The organism is Chryseobacterium mulctrae (assembly GCF_006175945.1).
GTDB classification, from domain to species: Bacteria; Bacteroidota; Bacteroidia; order Flavobacteriales; family Weeksellaceae; genus Chryseobacterium; species Chryseobacterium mulctrae.
This window is the reverse complement of the sequence record NZ_VAJL01000001.1, coordinates 1,586,979-1,609,019: the sequence shown is the minus strand read 5'-3', so window position 1 is coordinate 1,609,019 and position 22,041 is coordinate 1,586,979. Positions and strand designations below refer to the sequence as shown.

The window sequence follows — 22,041 nt, the reverse complement described above, 5'->3', positions numbered from 1 at the left end:
ATTAGAATTTTAAAGAATATGTTCTTCTTCTTTTATGATTTACCGGATTGTAATCCTGCCAAAGAACCTGCACGCTTTTGTTTTCTTCCAACTCAGGATTGGTTTCTGCGAAATCGATTCCCATATTGTTGAAACGTACGAAAATTTCTTTGAAAATAATAGCAGTTACACCACGTCTTTGGTATTCGGGATGAATTCCAATCAAGTAAAAATTAGCGCGGTCGTTTTTCTTTTGAGCCTGTAAAAAATGCCACCAACCGAAAGGAAAAAGTTTTCCTTTAGATTTTTGTAAAGCTTTAGAATAAGAAGGCATCGTAACGGCAAAAGAAACCAACTCATCATGCTCATCAACTACGCAGATTACGTAGTTTTTGGCAATCATAGGGAAGAATTTCTCTTTGTATGTTTTAATTTGCTCTTCAGAAATAGGAGTATAGGTCGAAAGATGTTTGTAAGTTTCGTCAAGTAGCTTAAACATAGGTTTTACGTAAGGTAAAATCTCTTCTTTGCTTTGAAAGTCTAAAACTCTTAAGTTATATTTTTCCGCAATCAGTGAGCTGAATTTTTCTACTTTTGGAGGAAGTACTTTGGGAAAATTCATTTCAAATTCTACCCATTCTTTTTCTTTTACAAGACCGAGATTTTCAATATGTTTCGGATAATACTCATGATTGTAAATTCCAATCATCGTAGCGATTTTCTCAAATCCGAAAGTCAGCATTCCTGCTTTGTCGAGATTGGTAAAACCCATTGGTCCTTCAATGTTGTCGATCTGATGTTCTTTAGCGTAATTTATAGCGGTGTCAATCAATGCTTTTGAAACTTCTGTGTCATCAATAAAATCAATCCATCCGAAACGGACTTTTTTTATACCCAGTTCTTTTTCTTCTTTATGATTGATGATTACGGCAATTCTTCCCACTATTTTATTGTCTATCCATGCTAAAAACTGCTTTGCTTCAGAATATTGCAAGGCAGGGTTTTCCTGAGGATTCCATACATTAATTTCGTCTTTTATAAATGAAGGAACATAATAGGGATTGTTTTTGTATAAATTCATTGGGAATTTTACAAATTGCTTTAAATCTTCAGGAGTTTTTACTTCAAGAATGGAAACTTTTGACATAGTTTTCGGGTAAATAGAACCACAAATATAATTAATAAAACCTAAAACTTTGGCACAATTTTTACATCAATTATAAGAATTATTATATACTAAATTTAAATAAAATGACAGGTTATTATCTTATCATAGGACTTGCGATGCTGATTAGCTGGTTTGTTTCCTCAAGATTAAAATCTAAATTCGAATATTATTCAAACGTACATCTCAGAAACGGAATGTCGGGTAAAGAAGTTGCCGAAAAAATGTTGAGAGACAACAATATTCATGATGTTCAGGTAATTTCAGTTCCTGGGCAATTGACGGATCATTATAATCCGGCGGATAAAACGGTGAATCTTTCAGAAGGAGTTTATATGCAAAGAAACGCAGCTGCGGCGGCTGTTGCAGCTCACGAATGTGGTCATGCTGTACAACATGCTGTAGGATATTCAATGTTACAATTGAGATCAAAATTGGTTCCTGTTGTGAACATAAGTTCAAACTTAATGCAATTTGTATTGATGGGAGGGATCGTTGTTATGGCAATGAGTGGCAATAAATTAGTTCTGTTAATCGGAGTAATTATGTTTGCTCTTACTACATTATTTGCATTTGTAACACTTCCTGTAGAGTATGACGCAAGTAACAGAGCTATGAAATGGCTGAAAGATACAGGAACAGTGACTGCAGAAGAATTTGTAGGTGTTAAAGACAGTCTTACCTGGGCCGCGCGAACTTATTTGGTGGCAGCTTTAGGATCTTTAGCACAGTTGATATACTTTGCTTCTCTTTTAATGGGGGGTCGAAGAGATTAATCTAATCTTTAAATTCAAAAGAAATATATTGCATCTCAGATAATTTTTCTGAGATGTTTTCTTTTTGCGCCGTTTTTAATGAAGCGGTCAAAATACAGTTTTCATTGGCGTCAAAATTCAAGACTTTAGCATCAAATTTTGAGAGCAAAGTGAAAATAAGATTCTGCTGATTAAACTGAAACTGAATTTCTATTTCAGTTTCCAGTTCTTTTGTAATGATTTGGGCTTCTTCTAAAGTAATTTTAGCCGATTCTTTATAAGCTTTTACCAAACCTGAAACGCCTAGTTTTGTTCCTCCATAATAACGGACGCTTATCACTAAAACATTGGTTATTTCGTTGGCTAAGAGTTGATTGTAAATTGGTAAGCCTGCGCTTCCGGATGGTTCTCCATCGTCATTTGCGCGATAATTCTCACCATTTAAACCTATTCTGAAAGCATAGCAATGATGCGTAGCTTTCGGATGCTCTGTTCTTATTTTCTCTAAAGCATTTTTAAGTTCAGCTTCATTATTAACCGGAAAAGCAAAACCGATAAATTTGCTTCCTTTTTCTTTAAGCAAAGTGTTTTCTACAGGTTTTTCTATGGTTTTGTATTCGTGCAGCATTGGTCGGCTTCTTAGTGAGAATTTTTATAAAATTCAATAACATTATCTCGGAAATCCTGAGTATCGATCGGAGTTTCGCTAAATCTTGGAGCTTTCGTTCCGTTTTCTAATACTAAATTTTTATTTTTAATAACAATTGTCTCATCCCATAAACCTGCATCAATAAACTGTTGAAGAACCAAACTTCCGCCCTCCACAATGATGGATTGTATCTGAAGTTCGTGTAATTTTTTCAACATATTTTCAATGAAACTTTCTCTTGAAGTTTTGATGAATTTTATATTTCCTTCTTCACCTTCTTTTACAGAATTGAAAACCAAAGTTTCTGCTTCATTGCTGTAAATATTAAAATCGGTTGGAACTTTTAAATCAATATCAATCAAAATCCTGATCGGGTTTCTGCCTACAATTTCTCTTGTAGTAAGACTTGGGTTGTCTCTCAAAGCCGTCATTGTGCCAATCAGAATAGAATGCTCGTTGTTTCTTAGCTGATGTACAAATTGTTTGGTCAGTGAGTTGCTGATTTGGGTAGGCTTGAAATCTTTATCCATAAAACGGTCGCCAGATTCTGCCCATTTCAAGATAATAAAAGGTCTTCTCTTTTCGTGATAGGTAAAAAATCTTTTATTTATCTCAATGCATTCTTTTTCCAAAACTCCGGAAACAACTGCAATTACTGCATCCTGAATGATTTTCTTTCCTTTTCCGTTGACTTTATCGTGGGAATCCATTGCTCCGATAACAACTTTTTTAAAGCCAAGTTCAACAATTTTCAGAGCACAAGGCGGAGTTTTTCCGAAATGGGCGCAAGGTTCCAAAGAAACATAAATCGTAGATTCAGGAATCAGACTTTTATCTTCAACGGAATTGATAGCGTTAATTTCCGCATGATTTTCACCGGCTTTATGATGATACCCTTCACCAATTATTTTACCGTTGTGAACAATCACACTTCCTACCAATGGATTTGGATAAGTGTTTCCGATGGCTTTCTGAGCGAGCTCAATGCATCTTCTGATGTAAAATTCGTCTTGCATAAGATAAAAAAAGCGAATACAAATTTCTTTGTTTCGCTCTATAGATTTTACTTTAATTTTAATTTATTCTCCAGCGATGATACTGTGAAGATTCTGCTTTAAAGTCTCAAGGTGAGCTTTTTTGTCATCAATCGTATTGTAAGTATCTCGTAAAAGAGGGTTTTCTCTTGATGGATTTTTGAAGAATGAAAGGTTATTTTCAAGTTTAACAATTTCAGCTTCAAGATCTGAGATTTGACTCTTAATTTTTCTTGCTTTATCAGTTAATTGGTTTTCAGATAAACCTTCTTCTTTCAGCTCAAGCTCATTAATCTTATTCAGCTTCAACTTTTCTCTAAGAGTTTTATTAAACTCAGAGTTGATTGCCATCTTATCTCTCGGAACTTTTCCAATATTGTTCCAAGATGTTTTAATCGCTTCTATTTTTTCGATGCTTCCTTCGTCGTTTGAAATGGTCTTCAACTCTTCAAGAATATCTTTTTTAAGCTTGTAGTTTTCTTTCCAGTTATCGGTAGAAGCGCTGCTTTTTTCTCTGTAATTATTAAAGAATGTATTACATGCATCACGGAATTCATCCCAGATTTTATTGGTCATACTTTTCGGAACGTGACCGATTTTCTTCCAGTCTTCCTGAAGTTTTTTGAATAAAGCCACTGCAAGATCCCAATCTTCAGAAAGCATATTGTCTTTTGCAGTCTGAATCAGCTTCAGTTTCTCATCAAGATTCTGCTGTTGAGAACCTTTCAGAGATTTATAGTAATTGTTTTTTGTCGTGTTGAAACCTCTTAAAGTAGCTTTGAAATCATTCCAGTTATTGTTAGACAATTTTCTCGGAACACTTCCTGTTTTCAAAAATTCAGAACGCAGTTCTTCAACTCGCTTGATTGAGTTTTGCCAATACGTGTGATTAGGATTGTCTTTTGGCTCAGAAAGTTTCTTAATTTCAGCGATGATTTCGTTTTTCTTCTCAAGATTTGCGTTCTGCTCTGTTTCAATAGCTGCAGAAAGCTCGGTTTTTCTCTCATGAATTTTATTTGAAATTTCTTTGAACTCTTCCCAGGTTTTTTCACGGAATTCTTCAGAAACAGGTTCTGCTTCTTCTTTCCAAAGCTTGTGAAGATATTGAAGTTCGTTTAAAGCTTTTTGTACAACCGGTTCGTTTTCCAGCTCTTTTGCTCTTGCAATAATGTGCTGTCTTTTTTCTAAGTTGTGGCTGTATTCCTGCTCAAGGAATTCTTTATTTAAATCCAACATTTGATAAAACTGATTCAAATGATGGAAATAATTGTTATTTAAAATTTTAAATTCAGATTTTGCAACCTGACCAGCGTTTGACCATTCCTCTTTAATCTCTCTGATTGATTTGAAAAGATTGACTCCAGGTTCAGAATTAGTGTAAAGATTTTTAAGCCTTTCAATAATGCTTTGACGTTGATCTAAGTTTTTTTTCTGCTCTTCTTCCTGATTTTTCTGAAAATTATCATGTTTTTCTCTGAAAATATGAATCAGACCTGAAAGTTTAGATTGAGAAGGATGCTCGTAGCTGAAATTTTCGATTGCATTTCCTGCATCTGTATATTCATGCTTTTTATCTTCGATTTCGTCATGAATCGTATGATTTGCTTTTTCCTTTAATGCATTAAACTCTCTGTATCGTTCACCTGCATTATTAGAATTGATAATTTTTTCCATTTCTTTCAGTGCATCAGCAAGAGACAGATCGGCAATAGAATCGTGGTGAGAACCATCATGATTTTCTTCGTGATGGTTTTCTTCAGTATTCTGAATGTTTTCGACTGTTTCCTGATGTTCTGTAGACGTTTTGTGTTCTTCGTTTTCAGAAAGATTATTTTCTGTTGTCATAGCAAATCTTTTATGAATAATGGCGTTAATTTCTTAAAGCGAGCTAATATAAGCCAATTAAGTTACTAATTTATGTTATTTTTTTTTAAACGACCAAATTTCCCAAGCTTTTTCTGCCTGTTGTTCCAGCATATAATATCCATTGACGGTTTTTGCTCCGTTTTTGGAAGCATTTATAATAAATTTGCTGTATTCCGGATTGTAAATCAGATCAATCACCAAATGTTGATTTGTAAGAGCTTCAAAAGGAAAATTCAGGCAATCTTCTGTATTCGGAAAAGTTCCAACCGGAGTACACTGAATAATGAGCTTATTTTTTGAAACTGTCTCTGAATCTAAATTTTCAAAATTAATTTCTGATTTTCTGGAAATTGTCTGATATGGAATCTGATGTTTGTCTAAAATATATTGCACTGCTTTTGCAGCACCACCATTTCCTAAAACCAAAGCCGATTCGTGATGTGTTTTTTTGTGTGCAACCAATGTTTTTTCAAAACCAAAAGCGTCTGTATTGTAGCCGGTTTTCTTTCCGTCTTCAATTAAAACACAGTTTACAGCGCCTATTTTTTGGGCTTCATCACTCAATTCATCCAGATAATCTATCACTTTCTCTTTGTAGGGAATCGTTACATTAAATCCTAAAAGGTTAGACTTTAAAAGCAGTTCTTCAATTTCATTGATTTCCTGTAAATCGAAAATTTCGTATGAAAAATCGCTGAGTTTTTTCTTTTTAAATTTATCTTCAAAATATTGTTTTGAAAAAGAGTAGGAGATGTTTTTTCCGATCAGTCCTAATTTGTTGCTGGAATCCATACATCAAAAATAAAAAAAAAGACCGATAAAAACCGGTCCTTCGTATTGAAAATATTTGTTGTCTTAGTCTAAAATGAATTTTGTAGTGTTGTTGTCTGTTTTCAGGATGTACACTCCTTTTGCTAATCCGTGAAGATTGATTTTGTTTGAATTTTTAAAAGGATTTGCAATATTCTTAATCAGTTTTCCTGAAAGATCATAGATTTCAGCTTTCAAAACTTTGTTCAGGTTTTCACCTTTTACAAATAATTCGTGATTTTTAACCGGGTTTGGATAAATGCTGAATGCTTTTTCTTTTGAATTTTCAACCGTTGATAAAGAAGCTGCACAAGTCCAGCTTAAATCATCGATTGCAAATCTGTCTCCGCTCGTAGAAGTGTTGGTTATTTTTATGATAACATCTCCAGGAATATTAATTAAGTTTATTGTAGTTGTAGTTGCTGTTGTGTTGTAAGCAATTGTTCCTACCACTACATCATTCACCAATACGTTTGCAGTTGAAGGATCGCCGAATTTAACTTGTGTTTTCACGGTTAAACTTGAAATTCCACCTGCAATTGTACTGCTGCTTAATGTTCCGTTTCTTAGCGTTATTGCTTTTCCGTTTAATGTTTGGTCTGTTCTAGCATCAGTTGCTGTCCAGGTAATATTATTGTTTGTCCATGTTCTTGTTGCGTAGCTTGAAGCAGATGCCGGGATGTTTGAGAAATCCTCTGTTCCACAAGTTCCACCACCGCCGGTTCCTGCAAGTGTAGTTTCTGTAGCAGTATTACTTTGAGGAGATGAATTTCCGGCTGCATCTTTAGCAATTACATGGAAATTGTAGGTTGTTGAAGAAGCTAAAGCCTGAACAGTTGTTGAAGTTCCCGTAACGGTAGCTTTTAAAACATTATTAGCATAAACATCGTATCCTGTAACTCCTACATTATCTGTAGATGCAGTCCAGCTTAAAGCTACGGTACTTGCAGTTGGGTTATTTGCAACTAAATTAGTTGGAGTTGTCGGAGCTTGATTATCTACAGTTTGTGTTCCCCAAACTAAATTTACATAATTAGGATTGTCAATATAAGGGTTTCTGTTTCCCTGATAAGTATATGAAGCATTGTTTCTTCCGATTTCTGCTGGAGAAACTGGATCTAAATTGTGCCAAGCTAAAAGTTGGTTAAGTTCCCAAGTTTGTAAACCTGGGTATGCAGATCCTCCTAACATATTACCTGTGCTGAATCCTGATAATTGAGTTTCATATCTTGTTACAAAGTAAAAAATCATTCTTGCAACATCACCTTTAAATTCATCAATAGGTTCGAAAACCGTTCCGCCATATCCTGCTGAAACTGAATTTCCTAGTTTTGATCCGTTTAAAGAAGTAAATGTAGCAGTTCCTACTGTTCCAAAAGGATAATTTGATCTCATTCCATTTACTTTGGCATCAGTTGCTCTGATGAAATGAATGTCATTTTTCATTGGTGAAGCCTCATTGAATAAACTTTGAGGGACAATGTGTTCCCTGTTATAGCAAAATCCTTCACCACCATTATTTCCACCGCATTGACCTGTTTGATAAGTGAAATTATAAGGGTCTGCAACAGTGGGTCTCTCAGAGTAAATATCTAAAATAGTACCGTCATTTTCATAGTAGTAATCCCTATCTGTTGTTTGGTAACCTGTCCAAAGACCATTATAACCATGGTCTTGGTGTCCATTCGAAATAATATTTTTTAATTGAGTTTTTAAAGCTGCACCTGTACCGGTTGCATTGTTGTAATATCCCGCAGGAACTTGAGCTAAAGCACTGATAGTGATCAGAGTTAGCAAAAATGAATGTAAAATTCGTCTCATTTTTTCTAAATTGGGAGGCAAATTTACAAATAAATAAAATTATAAAATATTAATTTTTAGTAATATAGTCTTTACTGATTTTAGAAAAGAACCAAGAAATTATAATACCAAAGACAGAAGCGATGGCTGCAACGATTAAATAATTTTTACCAACAATTTTTACAGGAAAAGGTAAATCTTCAACAGCCTTAAATAATTCAGTATAAATTTGGAAATAGCATAAAGCTGTTCCTAAAATAAGACCTGAGATTACTCCCAAGATAACAATAAGAATTCCGGTGTAGAAATAGGTCATTCTAAGATGTGATAAAGGAAAACCTAAAGAAATCAGAGATTTTGCCTGTTGTTTTTTGTCGAGCTGTAAAATAATAATGGCACCAGCTAAATTAAAAGTTGTGATGAAAATAACCAAAGCGAAAATTAAATAAATAAAAAGCTTTTCGGTATTAATCATTTTCCAGAACGCTGCATTTTCTTCCTCTTTCGTTTTAATTTCGATGTCTTTTCCTAGAGTTTTAAGAAGATTTTGTTTTACAGAATCTATGTTTTCTTGATTTTTAAGCTTAATAACAATTTGATAAGCTGAATTTTTTGGAAGATTTAATAATTCTTCAGCCAGTTCTACCGGAGCAATAATATAATTGTTGAGCTGCTCATTCCCTGGAAAAACACCACAGACAATAATTTCTTTTTTATTGTAAATATCTTCTTCCTTATTAATGATTCCCGTTCCGGGTTTAGGCATAAAAAGTGTTGAGAAATCTGTGTTTGAATCTACAGGAATTCCCAATCTGTTTTGAAGCGAATGCTCCATAATAACTTCATTGGTATATTCGAATGAAGGATAGCTTCCGAAAAATATGGTTTTATTAACCGGGTTCACTTTAATATAAGCCGAATCAACTCCTCGAAGATAGGCAACATCGCCTTTTCCGTTGTAATTAATGTAGGTTTTTTCTTCTATTATTCTTGAGAAGCTGGAAATTTCTTTATTGTTTTTTAAAACAGTATTTATTTTCTCAAAATTTTTCAGCGTTTTTCCGGATGTGCTTTTTATCGTTAAATCAGCATGAAGATTAGAAATCAAAGCTTTGTTGAAATCTTCAAGACCGGAAAAAACAGAAATAATGACAAACATTGCAGCCACAGCAACACTCATCGCCACAGCAGCAAGCCAGGTAATAAATGTTACAGCAGTGCTTCCTTTTTTAGATAAAAGGTAGCGCGATGCAATGTAAAATGCAATGTTTTTCAATGTTTCTATAAAACAGGATTGTCGCCTTCGCCTCTCAGTTCTCTTTCGATTTTCTCTACATCATCAAGCGTAGTATCTAGATAAAAGCTCAATTGTGGAATAATACGAACTTGTTTTGCCATTTTCTGACCGATGAAGTTTCTGTATTGCGCCTTGTTTTCTTCAATTTCTTTCATAATTGAAGCACGAAATTCCTGAGGGAAAATACTTAAATAGATTTTTGCAATTCCCAAATCGGGAGTTACTTTAACATCGGAAACGGAAACCAGAAAATTCTGTTTACTTTCTGATGCCTGTTTGCGGAAAAGTTCTGCGAAATCTTCCTGTATAATCTGTGCTACTTTTCTTTGTCTGTTGCTTTCCATAATTTATGCAAATTTAGTACTTTTGTTTGAATTGCTAATTTGAAAATTGATTAGCATTCAAAAAAATATATTTTAGATTTATGAAATTAGAACATATCGGTATTGCGGTAAAATCTTTGGGCATCTCTGATGAGCTTTTTACAAAACTTTTAGGAAAAGAATCGTACAAAAAAGAAACTGTAGAAAGAGAGGGCGTAGTGACTTCATTTTATGAAACAGGAGAAAGCAAAATTGAGCTTTTGGAAGCCAGTAATCCTGAAAGTCCAATTTCAAAATTCATCGATAAAAAAGGAGAAGGTATTCATCATTTGGCATTTGGTGTAGAAAATATCCTGAATGAAGTAGAAAGATTAAAAAAAGAAGGATTTCAGTTTATCTCTGAAGAACCTAAAGAAGGTGCTGATAACAAATTAGTTGTCTTCTTACACCCGAAATCTACGAATGGTGTCCTGGTAGAACTTTGTCAAGAAAAGCCATAAAAAATTTTGTAGTGAAAGAAATTTTACTATTTTTGCAAACACAAAATTTAACCAAATTTTGAGGTCCTATAGCTCAGTTGGTTAGAGCACCTGACTCATAATCAGGTGGTCCCTGGTTCGAGCCCAGGTGGGACCACTTTTTAAATCAAGCACTTACAGAAATGTAGGTGCTTTTTTGTTTTGGTGGGTGAAACATAGGAGAAACATTTGTATTTTTGAATATGTCTGATAAAATTCTATTTTTCAAAGAAATTGAAGATTCTCTTCGTCCAGAGGGAATTAGAAAATCAAAGTCTGAATTCGTAGATTCATTTAAGCTTTATAATATTAAAGAAGAAAGTATTGATCGAAGTAATAATGATTTAATACTACATTTTGATAACAGCAGTTCTTCATGGCTAAATAATTTTGAACGTGATATAAAAGAACTATTCATAAAAGCTCAAACTGATATGGAAGAGATTTATCTTCTAGAGAATATTTCAGGTTTTAAATTATATGTTGAAAAATCATTGAAGAATATTTTAGGTCTTGACCAATTTGGTGTTGCTACTGCTTTGATAGATGACCTTCTACAATATTTTAAGTTTAAATACGATTTAGATTTTTCTCCATCATCTATAAATAAGCCTGTTAATTCTTTGCAAGTAAAGGATGGAATTAAAAAAGATGATATTTTAGAGCTATACAATGTGAGTGTTGATAAGTATATTAATGATGATAAGCTTTCAGCAGATGACTTCTATTCAATATTTGCTGGTGAGAATAGGGTTAGATTAGAATTCAAATGCAGCTCATCTGACATGGTAGAATATTTGAGAAATTTACTTCCTTTATTAGAAGTTTCTACTATAAAAAACGTACAAGAAGCAGGAATTGTTTATAGTAAAAATGGAACTTTAATAACTGTGAATAATTACAATAAGTATCTTCACAAGAACAAGACTACTAATGTTACTCTGCCTAAAGATTTACAAGAGCATTTCTCAAAGCTTAAAAAACAAATAAAGTAATATCAGTAATATTACTTATTTATTACACACTTCTTACTATTAAGAAGTGTTTTTTCATGTGTTGTGTAGCTTTGTCTATTTGATTTAAGAAAATTAAGAAATCCTCCTCCAGGTCATCCGCAGAACAATTCATTAGATACAAATGGCACAAATGCATATATATTGCTAAGAAACCATGCGTTGTATGAGGAAGATTTTATTGGATATAAAAAAGTTACTGAAACACAACAGGATAATATTGGCACAATAAAAAAAGAATATGAGTATAATGTTGCTCCGACCCTTGTATACAGTCATGTTTATGCATTAGGAAGAGGGCTTGAAGCTCCGACACCTACTTTTACAGAGCCTCAATATTTATTTATAAAAACCTCCATGAGAGCAGAACCCTTTGATTTTAGGCATTATCATACTGAATTTACAAGTTCACAACAATCCATTAAATATAAAAGAGATTATTCTTTTCATTATAAACCTTTTGAGCTTAAAGACGAAGTCGGTATATATAATGGATTATTATTATCAAGTAAAAATTATGCTCATGAAAATCAAATTTTTAAATTGGTAGATTCTGAAGATTATACATATGATATTTCGTACAATCAAAAACAATATTGGGGAGTAATCTATGGCCATACCATTGATGAAAGACTTAAAAATGGTTCGGATGCTAATTTTTCATTTCATAATCCCTTATATACAATTGTACAACCAATATACTATCCAGTAGTACAAACAAAAGGGTATAATTATAGCCAATATAACTTAACTTATAAAGCCATATTATCATTATATAACCCAGGTCCTTCAAGTATTGCTACAACAAAGTTTTTTGGAGGACAGGCTTTTGTCACAACAACTGATTATTCTTATGGTAATGTAACTCAATCTGATCCTATAGGTAATCTAACAATTCAAAAAACTACTTTTCCAGATGGCTCTAGCCAAACGAGTAATTACTCATATGCTGTTGAAAAAGGAAATCAACTTTTGATCGACAGAAACATAATTAGCCTTCCATTGGAAACGATAATCACTCAAACTATTGGAAATACAACTAAGATTTTGTCAAAAACAGAAACAATCTATCCAACAGTTTTACCTACATCACAAACTGGAAATTTGGTATTGCCTTTATCTGTAAAATCCTATGATATAGAAAATCCTACAGTTTCTTCTGTGGAAGCTACTTATGATCAATACGACTCCAAAGGTAATATTTTGCAATACACCACAAAAGATGGTGTTGTAACATCGATAATCTGGGGTTACAATTCTACCCAGCCTATTGCAAAAGTAACAGGTGTGTCATATTCTGTAGCAAACGCATTGGCGGCAGATATTATTTCGGCTTCAAATGCGGATATTAATGCAACTACGGAGCAGACTTTAATAGATAAATTAGATATCTTCAGAAAACAATCAGCATTAAACAGTACACAGATCACTACTTACACATACGATCCATTGATTGGTGTAACAAGTATTACTCCGCCATCAGGAATCAAAGAAGTTTACGTATACGATTCAGCTAACAGATTGAAAGAAATCAGACAGGATAATGCATCGGGTAAACTGTTAAAAGAATTCAAATATAACTACAAACCATAAAAACCAAATCATGAAAAAAATACTTATCCCTTTAGGAACTTTCCTGATATCAGGTTTAGTTCACGCACAGTTAAGTCCTACAGAGAATTACGTCTATTCAAAAACATATCTGGACTATGATGCGAATAATCAGCCCACTAAAACCTCTGAGACCGTTCATTATTTCGATGGTTTGGGCAGACCAAAACAGGTTGTAAATGTTAAAGCATCTCCATTGCAAAAAGATGTTGTTACCCATATTGAATATGACGGATTTGGAAGACAGGTAAGGGATTATCTTCCTGTACCGCAAACATTCAATGCTAATGGTAGCATCTTTACGGCTCCATTAGCTTATGCTTCTGATCCTTCTGTATATGGCACAGAAAAATTCTACTCCGAAAAAATAGTAGAAAACTCACCATTAGACAGAGTTTTAGAACAAAAACAGGTTGGTACAGCATGGAATGATAAACCAGTGAAATTTAATTATGATGCCAATATCCATGAAGATTATGTAAGGAAATATCAAACCACAACAACATGGGTTGAGGGCAGAACAGAAACATCGGTTCAATTACTCCAATATTTCCCGCCTAATCAACTATACAAAAATACAGTAACTGATGAAGACGGAAATAAAACAATAGAATTTAAAAACGGACGGGGGAAGGTGGTTCTTGTAAGAAAAATGCTTGATGCTGACACCAAAGCAGATACTTATTATGTTTACAATGAATATGATCAGTTAGCCTTTGTGATTCCTCCATTGGCTTCAGCACCAACAGTAGAGCCATCTACAGTAGAAAATCTCTATTATCAATACCGTTATGATGGCAGAAACCGTTTAGTAGAAAAAAAGCTTCCTGGAAAAGGCTGGGAACATATGGTGTATGATAAGGCTGATCGCCTTGTGGCAACGCAGGATGCAGTTATGCGTCCATCAAACAAATGGCTGTTTACTAAATATGATAAGTTTAGCAGAGTTTTATATACAGGAATTTCAATTGATAATGGTAATAGAAATGCAGTACAAACATGGATTACAAACACCTATGGAACTAATATAGAAACTGCTGGAACATACACACAAAGCGGATTACAGATCTATTATGCCAATACAGCATATCCTCAAAATATAGAAAGTATATTATCTGTCAACTATTATGATTCATATTTACCAGGAGACCCTTTTCCAACTATGGTGTATGATCAGGTTGTTTTGCCATCCAATGTTCAGCAATATGGAGTAAGTACAAAAGGTTTACCTGTATCGAATTTTGTGAAAAACATTGAAGATGACAACTGGACAAAAACATATATGTATTATGATTTGAAAGGAAGGCTTATCAGGGAATATTCCCAAAATCATTTGGGAGGATATACGAATATTGAAAAAAGACTTGATTTTTCGGGAAATCCTAATATTGTTTTAACGCAACATAAAAGGCTTGCCACCGATACCGAAAGAGTGATTACAGAAGTTTTCACGTACGATCATCAAAACAGATTAATGACCCATACCCATCAGGTTGATAATAATCTTGTGGAATATCTTGCTCAAAATGAGTATAACGAGCTTTCACAGTTGAAAACCAAAAAAGTAGGCGGTACAATTTCTGGAAATGGTCTTCAGACTGTAGATTACAAGTATAACATTCGAGGTTGGATGACGCAGATAAACAATCCTGCCGATTTAAGCGGTGGAGATTTGTTTGGATATGAGATCAAATATACCAATCCTGTATATAGCAGTTTAACAACAGGTCGATTCAACGGAAATATTGTTGAAATAGATTGGAAAAATGCGTTTGATAATGTCCTTAAAAGGTATGACTATACATATGATGGATTAAACAGACTTAAAAAAGGTCTTTATGCAGAGCCCGATACAGTGAATCCGCAAAATGGAAATGCTGATGAATATTTAACCTATGATTTGAACGGAAATATAAGCAATCTACAGAGAAAAGCTGTTCCTATTTCAGGTCTTACTTCTACTGTTGTGGATAATCTGGACTATCAATATACAGGAAATCGACTCAATCGTATTGTAGAAAATGCAATGAATGATACAGGCTATGAAGGTGGAAATAATTTAATTGACTATGATGTGAACGGGAATATGGTGAATATGTTGGATAAGGGAATTGAAAGTGTTCAATACAACCATCTGAATTTACCCAAAAACTTTCAATTTATGCCGACTTCAGTGTTCGGAGTAACTAACTATATAAATCTAAGTTATCTATATCGTGCAGATGGAACAAAATTGAGAAAAATATATTCTACAAAATTAGATGGGAGAAATCAACCTACCAACAATACGATTACGGATTATTTGGATGGATTTCATTATAATTATTCTGAAAGTGTAACTTGTATAACATGTCGTACCGAAGTTGCTTTCGAGGAGCAGGCTTATCAGAAGAAGGATCTTGATCTGGGAGGAGGTATCAAACCTCCTTTGACACCAGTATGGAGATTAGATTTTGTACCAACAGCAGAAGGCTTTTACAGTTTTGCAGAAAATCGCTATATTTACCAATATACGGATCATTTAGGAAATGCCAGATTAAGTTATGCAAAGAAAGTAGATGGATCATTGGAAATTACGGATAAAAATGATTACTATCCATTTGGTCTAAATCATATTGGAGGATCAAAAGGCTTTTTGGGAGGTTATAAGAATTACAAGTACAACGGAAAGGAGCTTCAAGAGACAGGAATGTACGACTACGGCGCAAGATTTTATATGCCCGATATTGGAAGATGGGGGGTGGTAGATATGCTAAATTCTTTTACTCTTGATTCTTACGGTTATGCCAATAACAATCCTATATTCTTTACCGATCCAACTGGAATGAGTAGTGAAGGATGTACTTCCTGTCCTCCTAGACTTGATCCCAATTCAGTTGGTGGTGATAACAATCCAGCTCCAATAGAGGAAGTAGTCGTAAACAAATCTGGAAAGGTCAATATGCAGGCTGCACCTATCATGATGCCGCTTAACTGTGCAGTATGTTATAGCGGTAGAATGGCAGACATTAAGATTCCACAAGGACAATTGCCACAGATAGATATTGCTCAACAACTTCGAAGAATGGGGCCAGAGCCAGGAGGCGGTGGGCTCTACATGATGAGTGGAGATGTGTTAGGTATATCAGATTTGATAGGTATAGGTTTGGCTAGAATAGAAACTAAGAACAGACATGCAATGATGGGAATTGGCTTGCTAGCTATTTTAGCGACCAAAGGAAAAGCTTTAGATGATGTAGTAAAAGCTGAAATAGCTGCAGAAAAAGGAGTGTTATCTGCAGAAAAAGGAGTACTGCAAAATACTTTTGAAAATCAAATTGACGATTTGGTTAAATTAAATAATGGTAAAAATTCTGTTAGTATCGGTACAAAAGACGGAGCTTTTCATTATGACTTACGTGGTGCAACGCATAAAGGGGTAGAAACTCCACACGTTCAAAGGTCGTTTTTAAATACTAATAGTAGTGGGCAAACATTTTTAAATAAAGATAGGAAATGGGTTCAACCAATGACACAACAAGATGTAAGAACAGTTAGAAACTATCTTAACAAAAAATAGTATAATATGAATGTGAAAAATGTATGGACTGAGTCAGATTTTGAAGAAATGGAATGGCATGATAGTTATGTTTATTCTATTTTTCTTCCTGATGAAAATCAAAAATTAATTTTAGATATAGATTATATTTTTAAATGGGTTTTAGATGAAACATCTAATTTATATAGTTTTTGGATTTCTCCTTGTGATTTAATATTTGAAAATGTTTTGTATTTAAAAATTAATCTTGATTATCAAAATACTGTTGGATTAGATATTCAGAATATTAATCGTTTTAATCCCCGACTATCGCCAAACGGAAAAATTCTATTGTGGGACTATGAAATATTGACTGATGTTGGTTCCATTACTTTTGAATCATCAGGCTATATACAAAATATAAAGGAGCAACCTATTTTAAGTGATTCTCAAATATTAATGAGAAAATAATATGCTGTTACCGATTTTTTCGTATGGCAGATAATAAAACCCCACCGTAAGTTGCGGTGGGGTTTGTGTTTGTTAGCGAGAAAAATAAATACTCTCACTTTAAATATAGCCACTTCTATTTTTCAATTTTGATTAGTTTCATGAATTATAAGTATTTGTAATTTTATATTCATTCCATTCAGGATCATTTTCATAATCTAAAAAATATTGTAGAAATACAGTTGTGGAGTTGCTAACTTTGTTAGGACACAATTCTTATACTCTTTATCTTTAAGAGTATGAAAAAGATCAGAAAAAATTACAGTCTAGAGTTTAAGATCCAAGCAGTATCTTTAAGTGAGCAGCGAGGCAATGTATCCTCGGTAGCTGAAGAATTGGGGATCTGTAAAGAAAGTCTCGTTAATTGGCGAAAACTTCACAAAGAAGGTAAACTTAGCAAGGAAAAACAAATATCCTCTGATCCAATAAGGGAAGAGTTATTGAGACTTCGCAAAGAACTAGAAGAAACAAAGCTTGAACGTGATATCTTAAAAAAGGCGGTAGGCATCTTCTCCAAGAGAGACGGGTAAGATATAAATTTATCAAAGAACACGCTGATGTGTTTCCTGTCGGGAAGATGTGCGAAGTATTAAAGGTAAGCAGGAGCAGTTTTTATCATTGGAAGAAAAGAAAACCGAGTAAGCAATCAGAAAGAAGAGCCATTTTATCAGCAGAAATCTTTAGTATTTATCATTGGAGCCGTGGGAGATATGGAAGCCCTCGTATTGCCCGAGAACTGGAAGCAAAAGGAATGAGAGCTTCACGTCCTTTGGTGGCCAGACTAATGAGAGAACGCAACCTGAGAAGTATTGTAAAGAAAAAATTTAAGAAAACTACCAACTCATCCCATCGATACCCTGTTGCTGAAAATTATTTGAATCAAAATTTTCAGGTTACAAGCAGTAAAGAGGTCTGGGTGTCTGATATTACGTATATCCGCACAGGTCAGGGTTGGTTGTATCTTACTACAGTCATTGATTTGTTTGACAGAAAGGTTATCGGCTGGTCATTAAGTGAGACGATGAAGGCTCAGGACACCAGTATTGCTGCCTTGAAAATGGCAAGGCTCCATCGTCCTTTACAGGATCATGATAGCTTGATTTTCCATTCAGATAGAGGGATACAATATGCGTGTACAGAATTTACATCAATAGTCGGAAAAAACATTACTCGAAGCATGAGCGGAAAAGGAAATTGTTATGACAATGCTGTAGCTGAGAGCTTTTTCAAAACTCTGAAAACCGAACTTGTCTATCAAAATAAATATGAAACTAGAGATCATGCTAAAAAACTCTGTGTTTGAATATATAGAAACATTTTACAACACTCACAGAAGGCATTCGGCTTTAGGAAATTTAACCATAAAAGAGTATCAAAATTTAATGTCTAATCAATCTAAAAATGTAGCATAAAGAGTATATAAATTTTGTCTCAAAAATAGTTGCAAGTTCAAAAATTTGTTTCAATATTATTTGAATCACCAGAACTTAAGAAAAATTTATTAGATAAATTAGAATGTTATCCCGCTCAATCGTTTAAATTATGTAGTGCTAAAGAGCTAAAGATTGATAAAATCTTAGATTTAGACTTTAAGAATAAATACAATGAAATCACTGAAGCAGACATTTTTAATGATTTGGTTATATCAAATTTTGAAAAGTATCTACAACATCAGGATTCCATTATAGCACATACAGTAGGAAAAGAGATTGAAGATATTATTTTAGGAGGTAAAGAGTTATATAAAAATACTTTAGAGAGTAATACTGCTCCAGAATTACTTACTTTACTATTAGATCTCATCGACCATCTATCAAAAGAAGGTTCAAAATGGGGTGAATGGCTACCAAGATTGAATAAAGAGAAAGAAGAAATCTTATTATCAAAATTTAAGGATGACAAAACAAGAAATAGTTTGTTTTCAATACTTTCAAAGTCACCTGATAAGATACAATTATTGGGGAAATTATCAGAAATTGAAAATTTAGAAGAACTTATCAAAAAAGGAAATGAAAAATTAAAGGAAGAAGCAAGACAAAAGCAACATACAGATTATATCAAAAGTGTGGGGCTCAAGATTCAAGATTTGATCGAGAATCAGCTGGAAAAAGAATTAGCAGAAACAATTGAACTCTTAGCATCAGAAAAAGATGAAAAACTTGCAAACAGAGAAGAGCAAAATGGTCAAGATTTTATAATTTATAAAAAGCAAAAACCTGTTTATTATATTGAAGTTAAATCTAAATGGGATGAAAATGGAAGATTTTTATTAAGTAAAAATCAAACTGAAAGATGTGCAGAACAAAAAGATAACTATGCTGTAGTTTCAGTTAATGTTGATAGATATAAAAGAGAAAAAAGTGAAAATACCGAAAATATTGATTTTAATGACCTAAAGGATTACATTAAGGTTAACATAGATTTAGGAAAAGACTTTGAAATATTGTTATCAAAAAATATTGTATTAAATGAAAAAAACAGCCCTAAATTAGTGGATTTTAGTGGACTTATTCCTCAAAAAGTTATTGACAATGATGGAGTTTTTTTTGATTCTTTTATGACAGATTTAAAGCTGTTTTTACTACAGGTAGGATGAAAAATAGCAAAACATATTATTAACACGCTTAAACCCGTCTACATCCACAGCACTCAATGCAACTCCAAAATTTTTATAGATAGCTGATATAAAGTAAATATAACTCCATCTAATGCCACATAAATACACGGGGGACATTACAGGTGGGACCACGGAACACTTACTATTACAGTAGGTGTTTTTTTATTTCAAATCAATATTTTTTTATTCCCTAACTTTATTGTTTCAAAATCATAATTATGTCTATAACAAACGAACAGGAATTAATCGGAATGCAGAAAGTAAGTGAAGCTGTGGCTTTTACTTTGAAAGAAATGATGAATTATGCACAAGTTGGAATGACAACAAAAGATCTTGATGAGTATGGAGCCAAAATTCTTTCAGATTTTGGTGCGAAGTCTGCGCCTTATCTTACATATGGATTTCCGGGTTGGACGTGTATCAGCGTAGATAACGAGTTTTGTCATGGAATTCCTAGTTCTGAAAGAGTTTTGAAAGAAGGAGATTTAATTAATATTGATGTTTCTGCAGAGCTCAATGGATATTGGGCAGATAACGGAGGTTCTTTTGTGATTGGAAAAGATATCAATCAGCATCAGAAATTAGTCGATGCATCCAAGGAAATTTTAGAAAAAACAATTAACAATATAAAGGGTGGTGTAAAAATCGCAGATATTGGTTTTTTAATGGAAACTGAGGCAAAAAAAAGAGGATTTAAAGTCATTAGAAATCTTGGCGGTCACGGTGTAGGAAGAAGTCTCCACGAAGAACCAGATGAATTGATGAATTACAAAAACCGTTACGATTCCAGAAGATTTAAGAAAAATTCTGTTGTGGCGATTGAAACATTTATTTCGACCGATTCAACAATTGCGGTAGAACTGAATGATGGTTGGACGATGGTAGGAAACAAAGGTGGGTACATGGCACAACATGAGCATACCATTTTGATTACCGACGGAAAACCTATTATTTTAACACAGATGAATGAGATTTTAAATTAAAAAAATGATTTCAAATAATATTAAACCTTTCGCTTTAAATGGAAAGTTTTTTTGTAAATAATTTACAATAATGTTTTCTAATTACTGTTTTAATATGATATGTTAAAAGTGAATTATTTTAAATAATATTGAGTTATTGGCGCAAACTTTGATGCTTTCCAAACTTTAAATTATCATTTTCAGAAACCAAATCACCAAATCTTAATAATATGAAATTTAAAGTACATTACATGCTGATTGCATCGGCGATGTTTTTCGCAAACTGTTCAGACGATATCGAACAACAGCCTATTGAAGAACCGGGAAATGAGGCGATTTATCCACCTGTAGAAACCAATCCTGCAAATACAACCTATTCTCCTGCTTTTGCCGGACAAACAAGAATAAATGGTGTGAGAACACAAACGCCTTACAGCAGTACCGTTTTAAGTTCATCATTATCTGCTCCGTGGGGAATTACAGCTTTGCCAGACGGAAGACTGTTAATCACTCAAAAGGGTGGAACGATGAGAATTGCCACCAATACAGGAGCCTTAAGCAACCCAATCACGGGAATTCCTACAGTCAATTCTAACGGACAAGGAGGTTTGTTAGGACTTTGTATTGATCCCCAATTCTCTACAAACAGAATGATCTACTGGGTTTTCTCCGAAAATGTTGGAGGAGGAACGCAGACTTCAGTTGCAAAGGGAAAACTTTCAGCTTCCGAGACATCGATTGAAAACGCTGTAGTTATTTACAGAGCAAACCCGTCTTCTTCTGCAGGAAATCTGCATTATGGAGGAAGGATTTTATTCGATTCAACTGGAAATCTTATGGTAAGTGTAGGAGAACGTTCTGATCTTTCCACAAGACCTTTGGCGCAGTCGGTTACGACGGCGATCGGGAAAATTTTAAGAATAACAAAAGATGGCGCTCCGGCTCCGGGAAATCCTACTTTTACTCAGGCTGGAGCTTTGCCGGAATTGTACAGTATCGGTCATAGAAATCCACAGGGGATTGCTATTCACCCTACAACAGGAGAATTATGGCAAAGCGAGCACGGACCTCGTGGAGGAGACGAAATTAATCGTGTATTACCAGCAAAAAATTACGGTTGGCCAACCATTACTTACGGAATTGAATACAGCGGTGCAGTGATTGGCAGCGGAATTCAGCAGCAAAGCGGAATGGAACAACCGGTTTATTATTGGGATCCTGTGATTTCACCAAGTGGAATGACATTTTACAAAGGAAACAATATTCCAGAATGGCAGAATAACCTGTTTATAGGTTCATTAAGTGGAACTCACATCGTAAGACTTGTTATTAAAGATAATAAAGTTGCAGGTGAAGAACGTTTGTTGGTCAATGAAGGACAGCGCTTCAGAGATATTACACAAGGAAGCGATAATGCTTTATATGCCGTAACCGATGCAGGAAGACTCTATAAAATTCAAAAACAATAGATTATTTTTTTTCGTACTTGAAACACCTGCAGAAATGTAGGTGTTTCTATTTTTTATAATTTTCGTTTAACTGAATAAGCTTTAGATAGTATCAATTTAAAGTTTAAAACTTAGGCGTCTTAATCGGAAAGTTTACACGTCTAACT

Annotated in this window: 17 protein-coding genes, 1 tRNA gene and 1 pseudogene; 11 read left to right on the top strand and 8 right to left on the bottom strand. The window is 33.9% G+C overall.

Features of this window, described 5'->3' with window-relative positions; genetic code table 11:
- Position 1 precedes the first annotated feature (1 nt).
- Complete coding sequence (locus FDY99_RS07155) at positions 2 to 1,126, bottom strand: GTP cyclohydrolase (RefSeq protein ID WP_139420325.1); 1,125 nt, start codon at positions 1,124 to 1,126, stop codon at positions 2 to 4.
- A gap of 104 nt (positions 1,127 to 1,230) precedes the next feature.
- Here FDY99_RS07155 and FDY99_RS07150 point away from each other — a divergent pair, with 104 nt between their 5' ends.
- Positions 1,231 to 1,920, top strand: coding sequence for a zinc metallopeptidase (locus tag FDY99_RS07150; RefSeq protein WP_139420323.1), 690 nt, complete (start codon positions 1,231 to 1,233; stop codon positions 1,918 to 1,920).
- 1 nt (position 1,921) lies between these two features.
- Here the strand turns inward: FDY99_RS07150 and FDY99_RS07145 are convergent, their stop codons facing one another.
- The 7 genes from FDY99_RS07145 to rbfA all read right to left on the bottom strand — a co-directional run bounded on the left by FDY99_RS07145 (position 1,922) and on the right by rbfA (position 9,699).
- Positions 1,922 to 2,527 (bottom strand): YigZ family protein, encoded by a 606-nt coding sequence (locus tag FDY99_RS07145; protein ID WP_139420321.1) that lies wholly within the window; start codon positions 2,525 to 2,527, stop codon positions 1,922 to 1,924.
- A gap of 11 nt (positions 2,528 to 2,538) precedes the next feature.
- A complete protein-coding gene (gene ribD, locus FDY99_RS07140; protein WP_139420319.1) occupies positions 2,539 to 3,564 on the bottom strand; it encodes a bifunctional diaminohydroxyphosphoribosylaminopyrimidine deaminase/5-amino-6-(5-phosphoribosylamino)uracil reductase RibD in 1,026 nt (341 codons plus the stop codon).
- 63 nt (positions 3,565 to 3,627) lie between these two features.
- Positions 3,628 to 5,427 (bottom strand): DUF349 domain-containing protein, encoded by a 1,800-nt coding sequence (locus FDY99_RS07135; RefSeq protein WP_139420317.1) that lies wholly within the window; start codon positions 5,425 to 5,427, stop codon positions 3,628 to 3,630.
- A 75-nt stretch (positions 5,428 to 5,502) separates the two neighbouring features.
- Complete coding sequence (locus FDY99_RS07130; RefSeq protein ID WP_139420315.1) at positions 5,503 to 6,240, bottom strand: shikimate dehydrogenase family protein; 738 nt, start codon at positions 6,238 to 6,240, stop codon at positions 5,503 to 5,505.
- Positions 6,241 to 6,303: 63 nt separating this feature from the next.
- Positions 6,304 to 8,079, bottom strand: coding sequence for an endonuclease (locus tag FDY99_RS07125; protein WP_139420313.1), 1,776 nt, complete (start codon positions 8,077 to 8,079; stop codon positions 6,304 to 6,306).
- A gap of 49 nt (positions 8,080 to 8,128) precedes the next feature.
- A complete protein-coding gene (locus tag FDY99_RS07120) occupies positions 8,129 to 9,334 on the bottom strand; it encodes an ABC transporter permease (protein ID WP_139420311.1) in 1,206 nt (401 codons plus the stop codon).
- 5 nt (positions 9,335 to 9,339) lie between these two features.
- The gene (rbfA, locus tag FDY99_RS07115; protein WP_074231121.1) at positions 9,340 to 9,699 is read right to left on the bottom strand and encodes a 30S ribosome-binding factor RbfA; all 360 of its coding nucleotides are present in this window, start codon (positions 9,697 to 9,699) and stop codon (positions 9,340 to 9,342) included.
- An 80-nt stretch (positions 9,700 to 9,779) separates the two neighbouring features.
- Between rbfA and mce the strand changes: the two genes are divergently transcribed.
- From mce to FDY99_RS07065, 10 genes and pseudogenes are all read left to right on the top strand, one after another.
- Entirely contained in the window at positions 9,780 to 10,178 is a 399-nt protein-coding gene (gene mce, locus FDY99_RS07110) for a methylmalonyl-CoA epimerase (protein WP_102979313.1), read from the top strand.
- 62 nt (positions 10,179 to 10,240) lie between these two features.
- A tRNA-Ile gene (locus FDY99_RS07105) sits at positions 10,241 to 10,314 on the top strand.
- 85 nt (positions 10,315 to 10,399) lie between these two features.
- The gene (locus FDY99_RS07100) at positions 10,400 to 11,191 is read left to right on the top strand and encodes a hypothetical protein (protein ID WP_139420309.1); all 792 of its coding nucleotides are present in this window, start codon (positions 10,400 to 10,402) and stop codon (positions 11,189 to 11,191) included.
- A 162-nt stretch (positions 11,192 to 11,353) separates the two neighbouring features.
- Positions 11,354 to 12,802 (top strand): RHS repeat domain-containing protein, encoded by a 1,449-nt coding sequence (locus tag FDY99_RS07095; RefSeq protein WP_139420307.1) that lies wholly within the window; start codon positions 11,354 to 11,356, stop codon positions 12,800 to 12,802.
- A gap of 10 nt (positions 12,803 to 12,812) precedes the next feature.
- Entirely contained in the window at positions 12,813 to 16,379 is a 3,567-nt protein-coding gene (locus tag FDY99_RS07090; RefSeq protein WP_139420305.1) for a DUF6443 domain-containing protein, read from the top strand.
- Positions 16,380 to 16,385: 6 nt separating this feature from the next.
- Positions 16,386 to 16,808, top strand: coding sequence for a hypothetical protein (locus FDY99_RS07085; RefSeq protein ID WP_139420303.1), 423 nt, complete (start codon positions 16,386 to 16,388; stop codon positions 16,806 to 16,808).
- 278 nt (positions 16,809 to 17,086) lie between these two features.
- A pseudogene (locus FDY99_RS07080) lies at positions 17,087 to 18,259 on the top strand (IS3 family transposase).
- A gap of 29 nt (positions 18,260 to 18,288) precedes the next feature.
- A complete protein-coding gene (locus FDY99_RS07075; RefSeq protein ID WP_139420301.1) occupies positions 18,289 to 19,443 on the top strand; it encodes a protein NO VEIN domain-containing protein in 1,155 nt (384 codons plus the stop codon).
- A 239-nt stretch (positions 19,444 to 19,682) separates the two neighbouring features.
- Positions 19,683 to 20,447, top strand: a complete 765-nt coding sequence (map, locus tag FDY99_RS07070; RefSeq protein ID WP_139420300.1) for a type I methionyl aminopeptidase — start codon at positions 19,683 to 19,685, stop codon at positions 20,445 to 20,447.
- Between the two features lie 209 nt (positions 20,448 to 20,656).
- On the top strand, positions 20,657 to 21,895 hold the full coding sequence (locus tag FDY99_RS07065; RefSeq protein ID WP_139420298.1) for a PQQ-dependent sugar dehydrogenase: 1,239 nt from the start codon (positions 20,657 to 20,659) through the stop codon (positions 21,893 to 21,895).
- Positions 21,896 to 22,041: the final 146 nt, after the last annotated feature.

Excerpts from the sequence above, each read along its gene's own strand:
- FDY99_RS07150 (WP_139420323.1), top strand. The coding sequence starts at position 1,231 with ATGACAGGTTATTATCTTATCATAGGACTTGCGATGCTGATTAGCTGG.
- FDY99_RS07155 (WP_139420325.1), bottom strand. The coding sequence starts at position 1,126 with ATGTCAAAAGTTTCCATTCTTGAAGTAAAAACTCCTGAAGATTTAAAG.
- FDY99_RS07090 (WP_139420305.1), top strand. The coding sequence starts at position 12,813 with ATGAAAAAAATACTTATCCCTTTAGGAACTTTCCTGATATCAGGTTTA.
- mce (WP_102979313.1), top strand. The coding sequence starts at position 9,780 with ATGAAATTAGAACATATCGGTATTGCGGTAAAATCTTTGGGCATCTCT.
- FDY99_RS07135 (WP_139420317.1), bottom strand. The coding sequence starts at position 5,427 with ATGACAACAGAAAATAATCTTTCTGAAAACGAAGAACACAAAACGTCT.
- ribD (WP_139420319.1), bottom strand. The coding sequence starts at position 3,564 with ATGCAAGACGAATTTTACATCAGAAGATGCATTGAGCTCGCTCAGAAA.
- FDY99_RS07085 (WP_139420303.1), top strand. The coding sequence starts at position 16,386 with ATGAATGTGAAAAATGTATGGACTGAGTCAGATTTTGAAGAAATGGAA.
- FDY99_RS07065 (WP_139420298.1), top strand. The coding sequence starts at position 20,657 with ATGAAATTTAAAGTACATTACATGCTGATTGCATCGGCGATGTTTTTC.
- FDY99_RS07125 (WP_139420313.1), bottom strand. The coding sequence starts at position 8,079 with ATGAGACGAATTTTACATTCATTTTTGCTAACTCTGATCACTATCAGT.
- FDY99_RS07145 (WP_139420321.1), bottom strand. The coding sequence starts at position 2,527 with ATGCTGCACGAATACAAAACCATAGAAAAACCTGTAGAAAACACTTTG.
- FDY99_RS07100 (WP_139420309.1), top strand. The coding sequence starts at position 10,400 with ATGTCTGATAAAATTCTATTTTTCAAAGAAATTGAAGATTCTCTTCGT.
- map (WP_139420300.1), top strand. The coding sequence starts at position 19,683 with ATGTCTATAACAAACGAACAGGAATTAATCGGAATGCAGAAAGTAAGT.
- rbfA (WP_074231121.1), bottom strand. The coding sequence starts at position 9,699 with ATGGAAAGCAACAGACAAAGAAAAGTAGCACAGATTATACAGGAAGAT.
- FDY99_RS07130 (WP_139420315.1), bottom strand. The coding sequence starts at position 6,240 with ATGGATTCCAGCAACAAATTAGGACTGATCGGAAAAAACATCTCCTAC.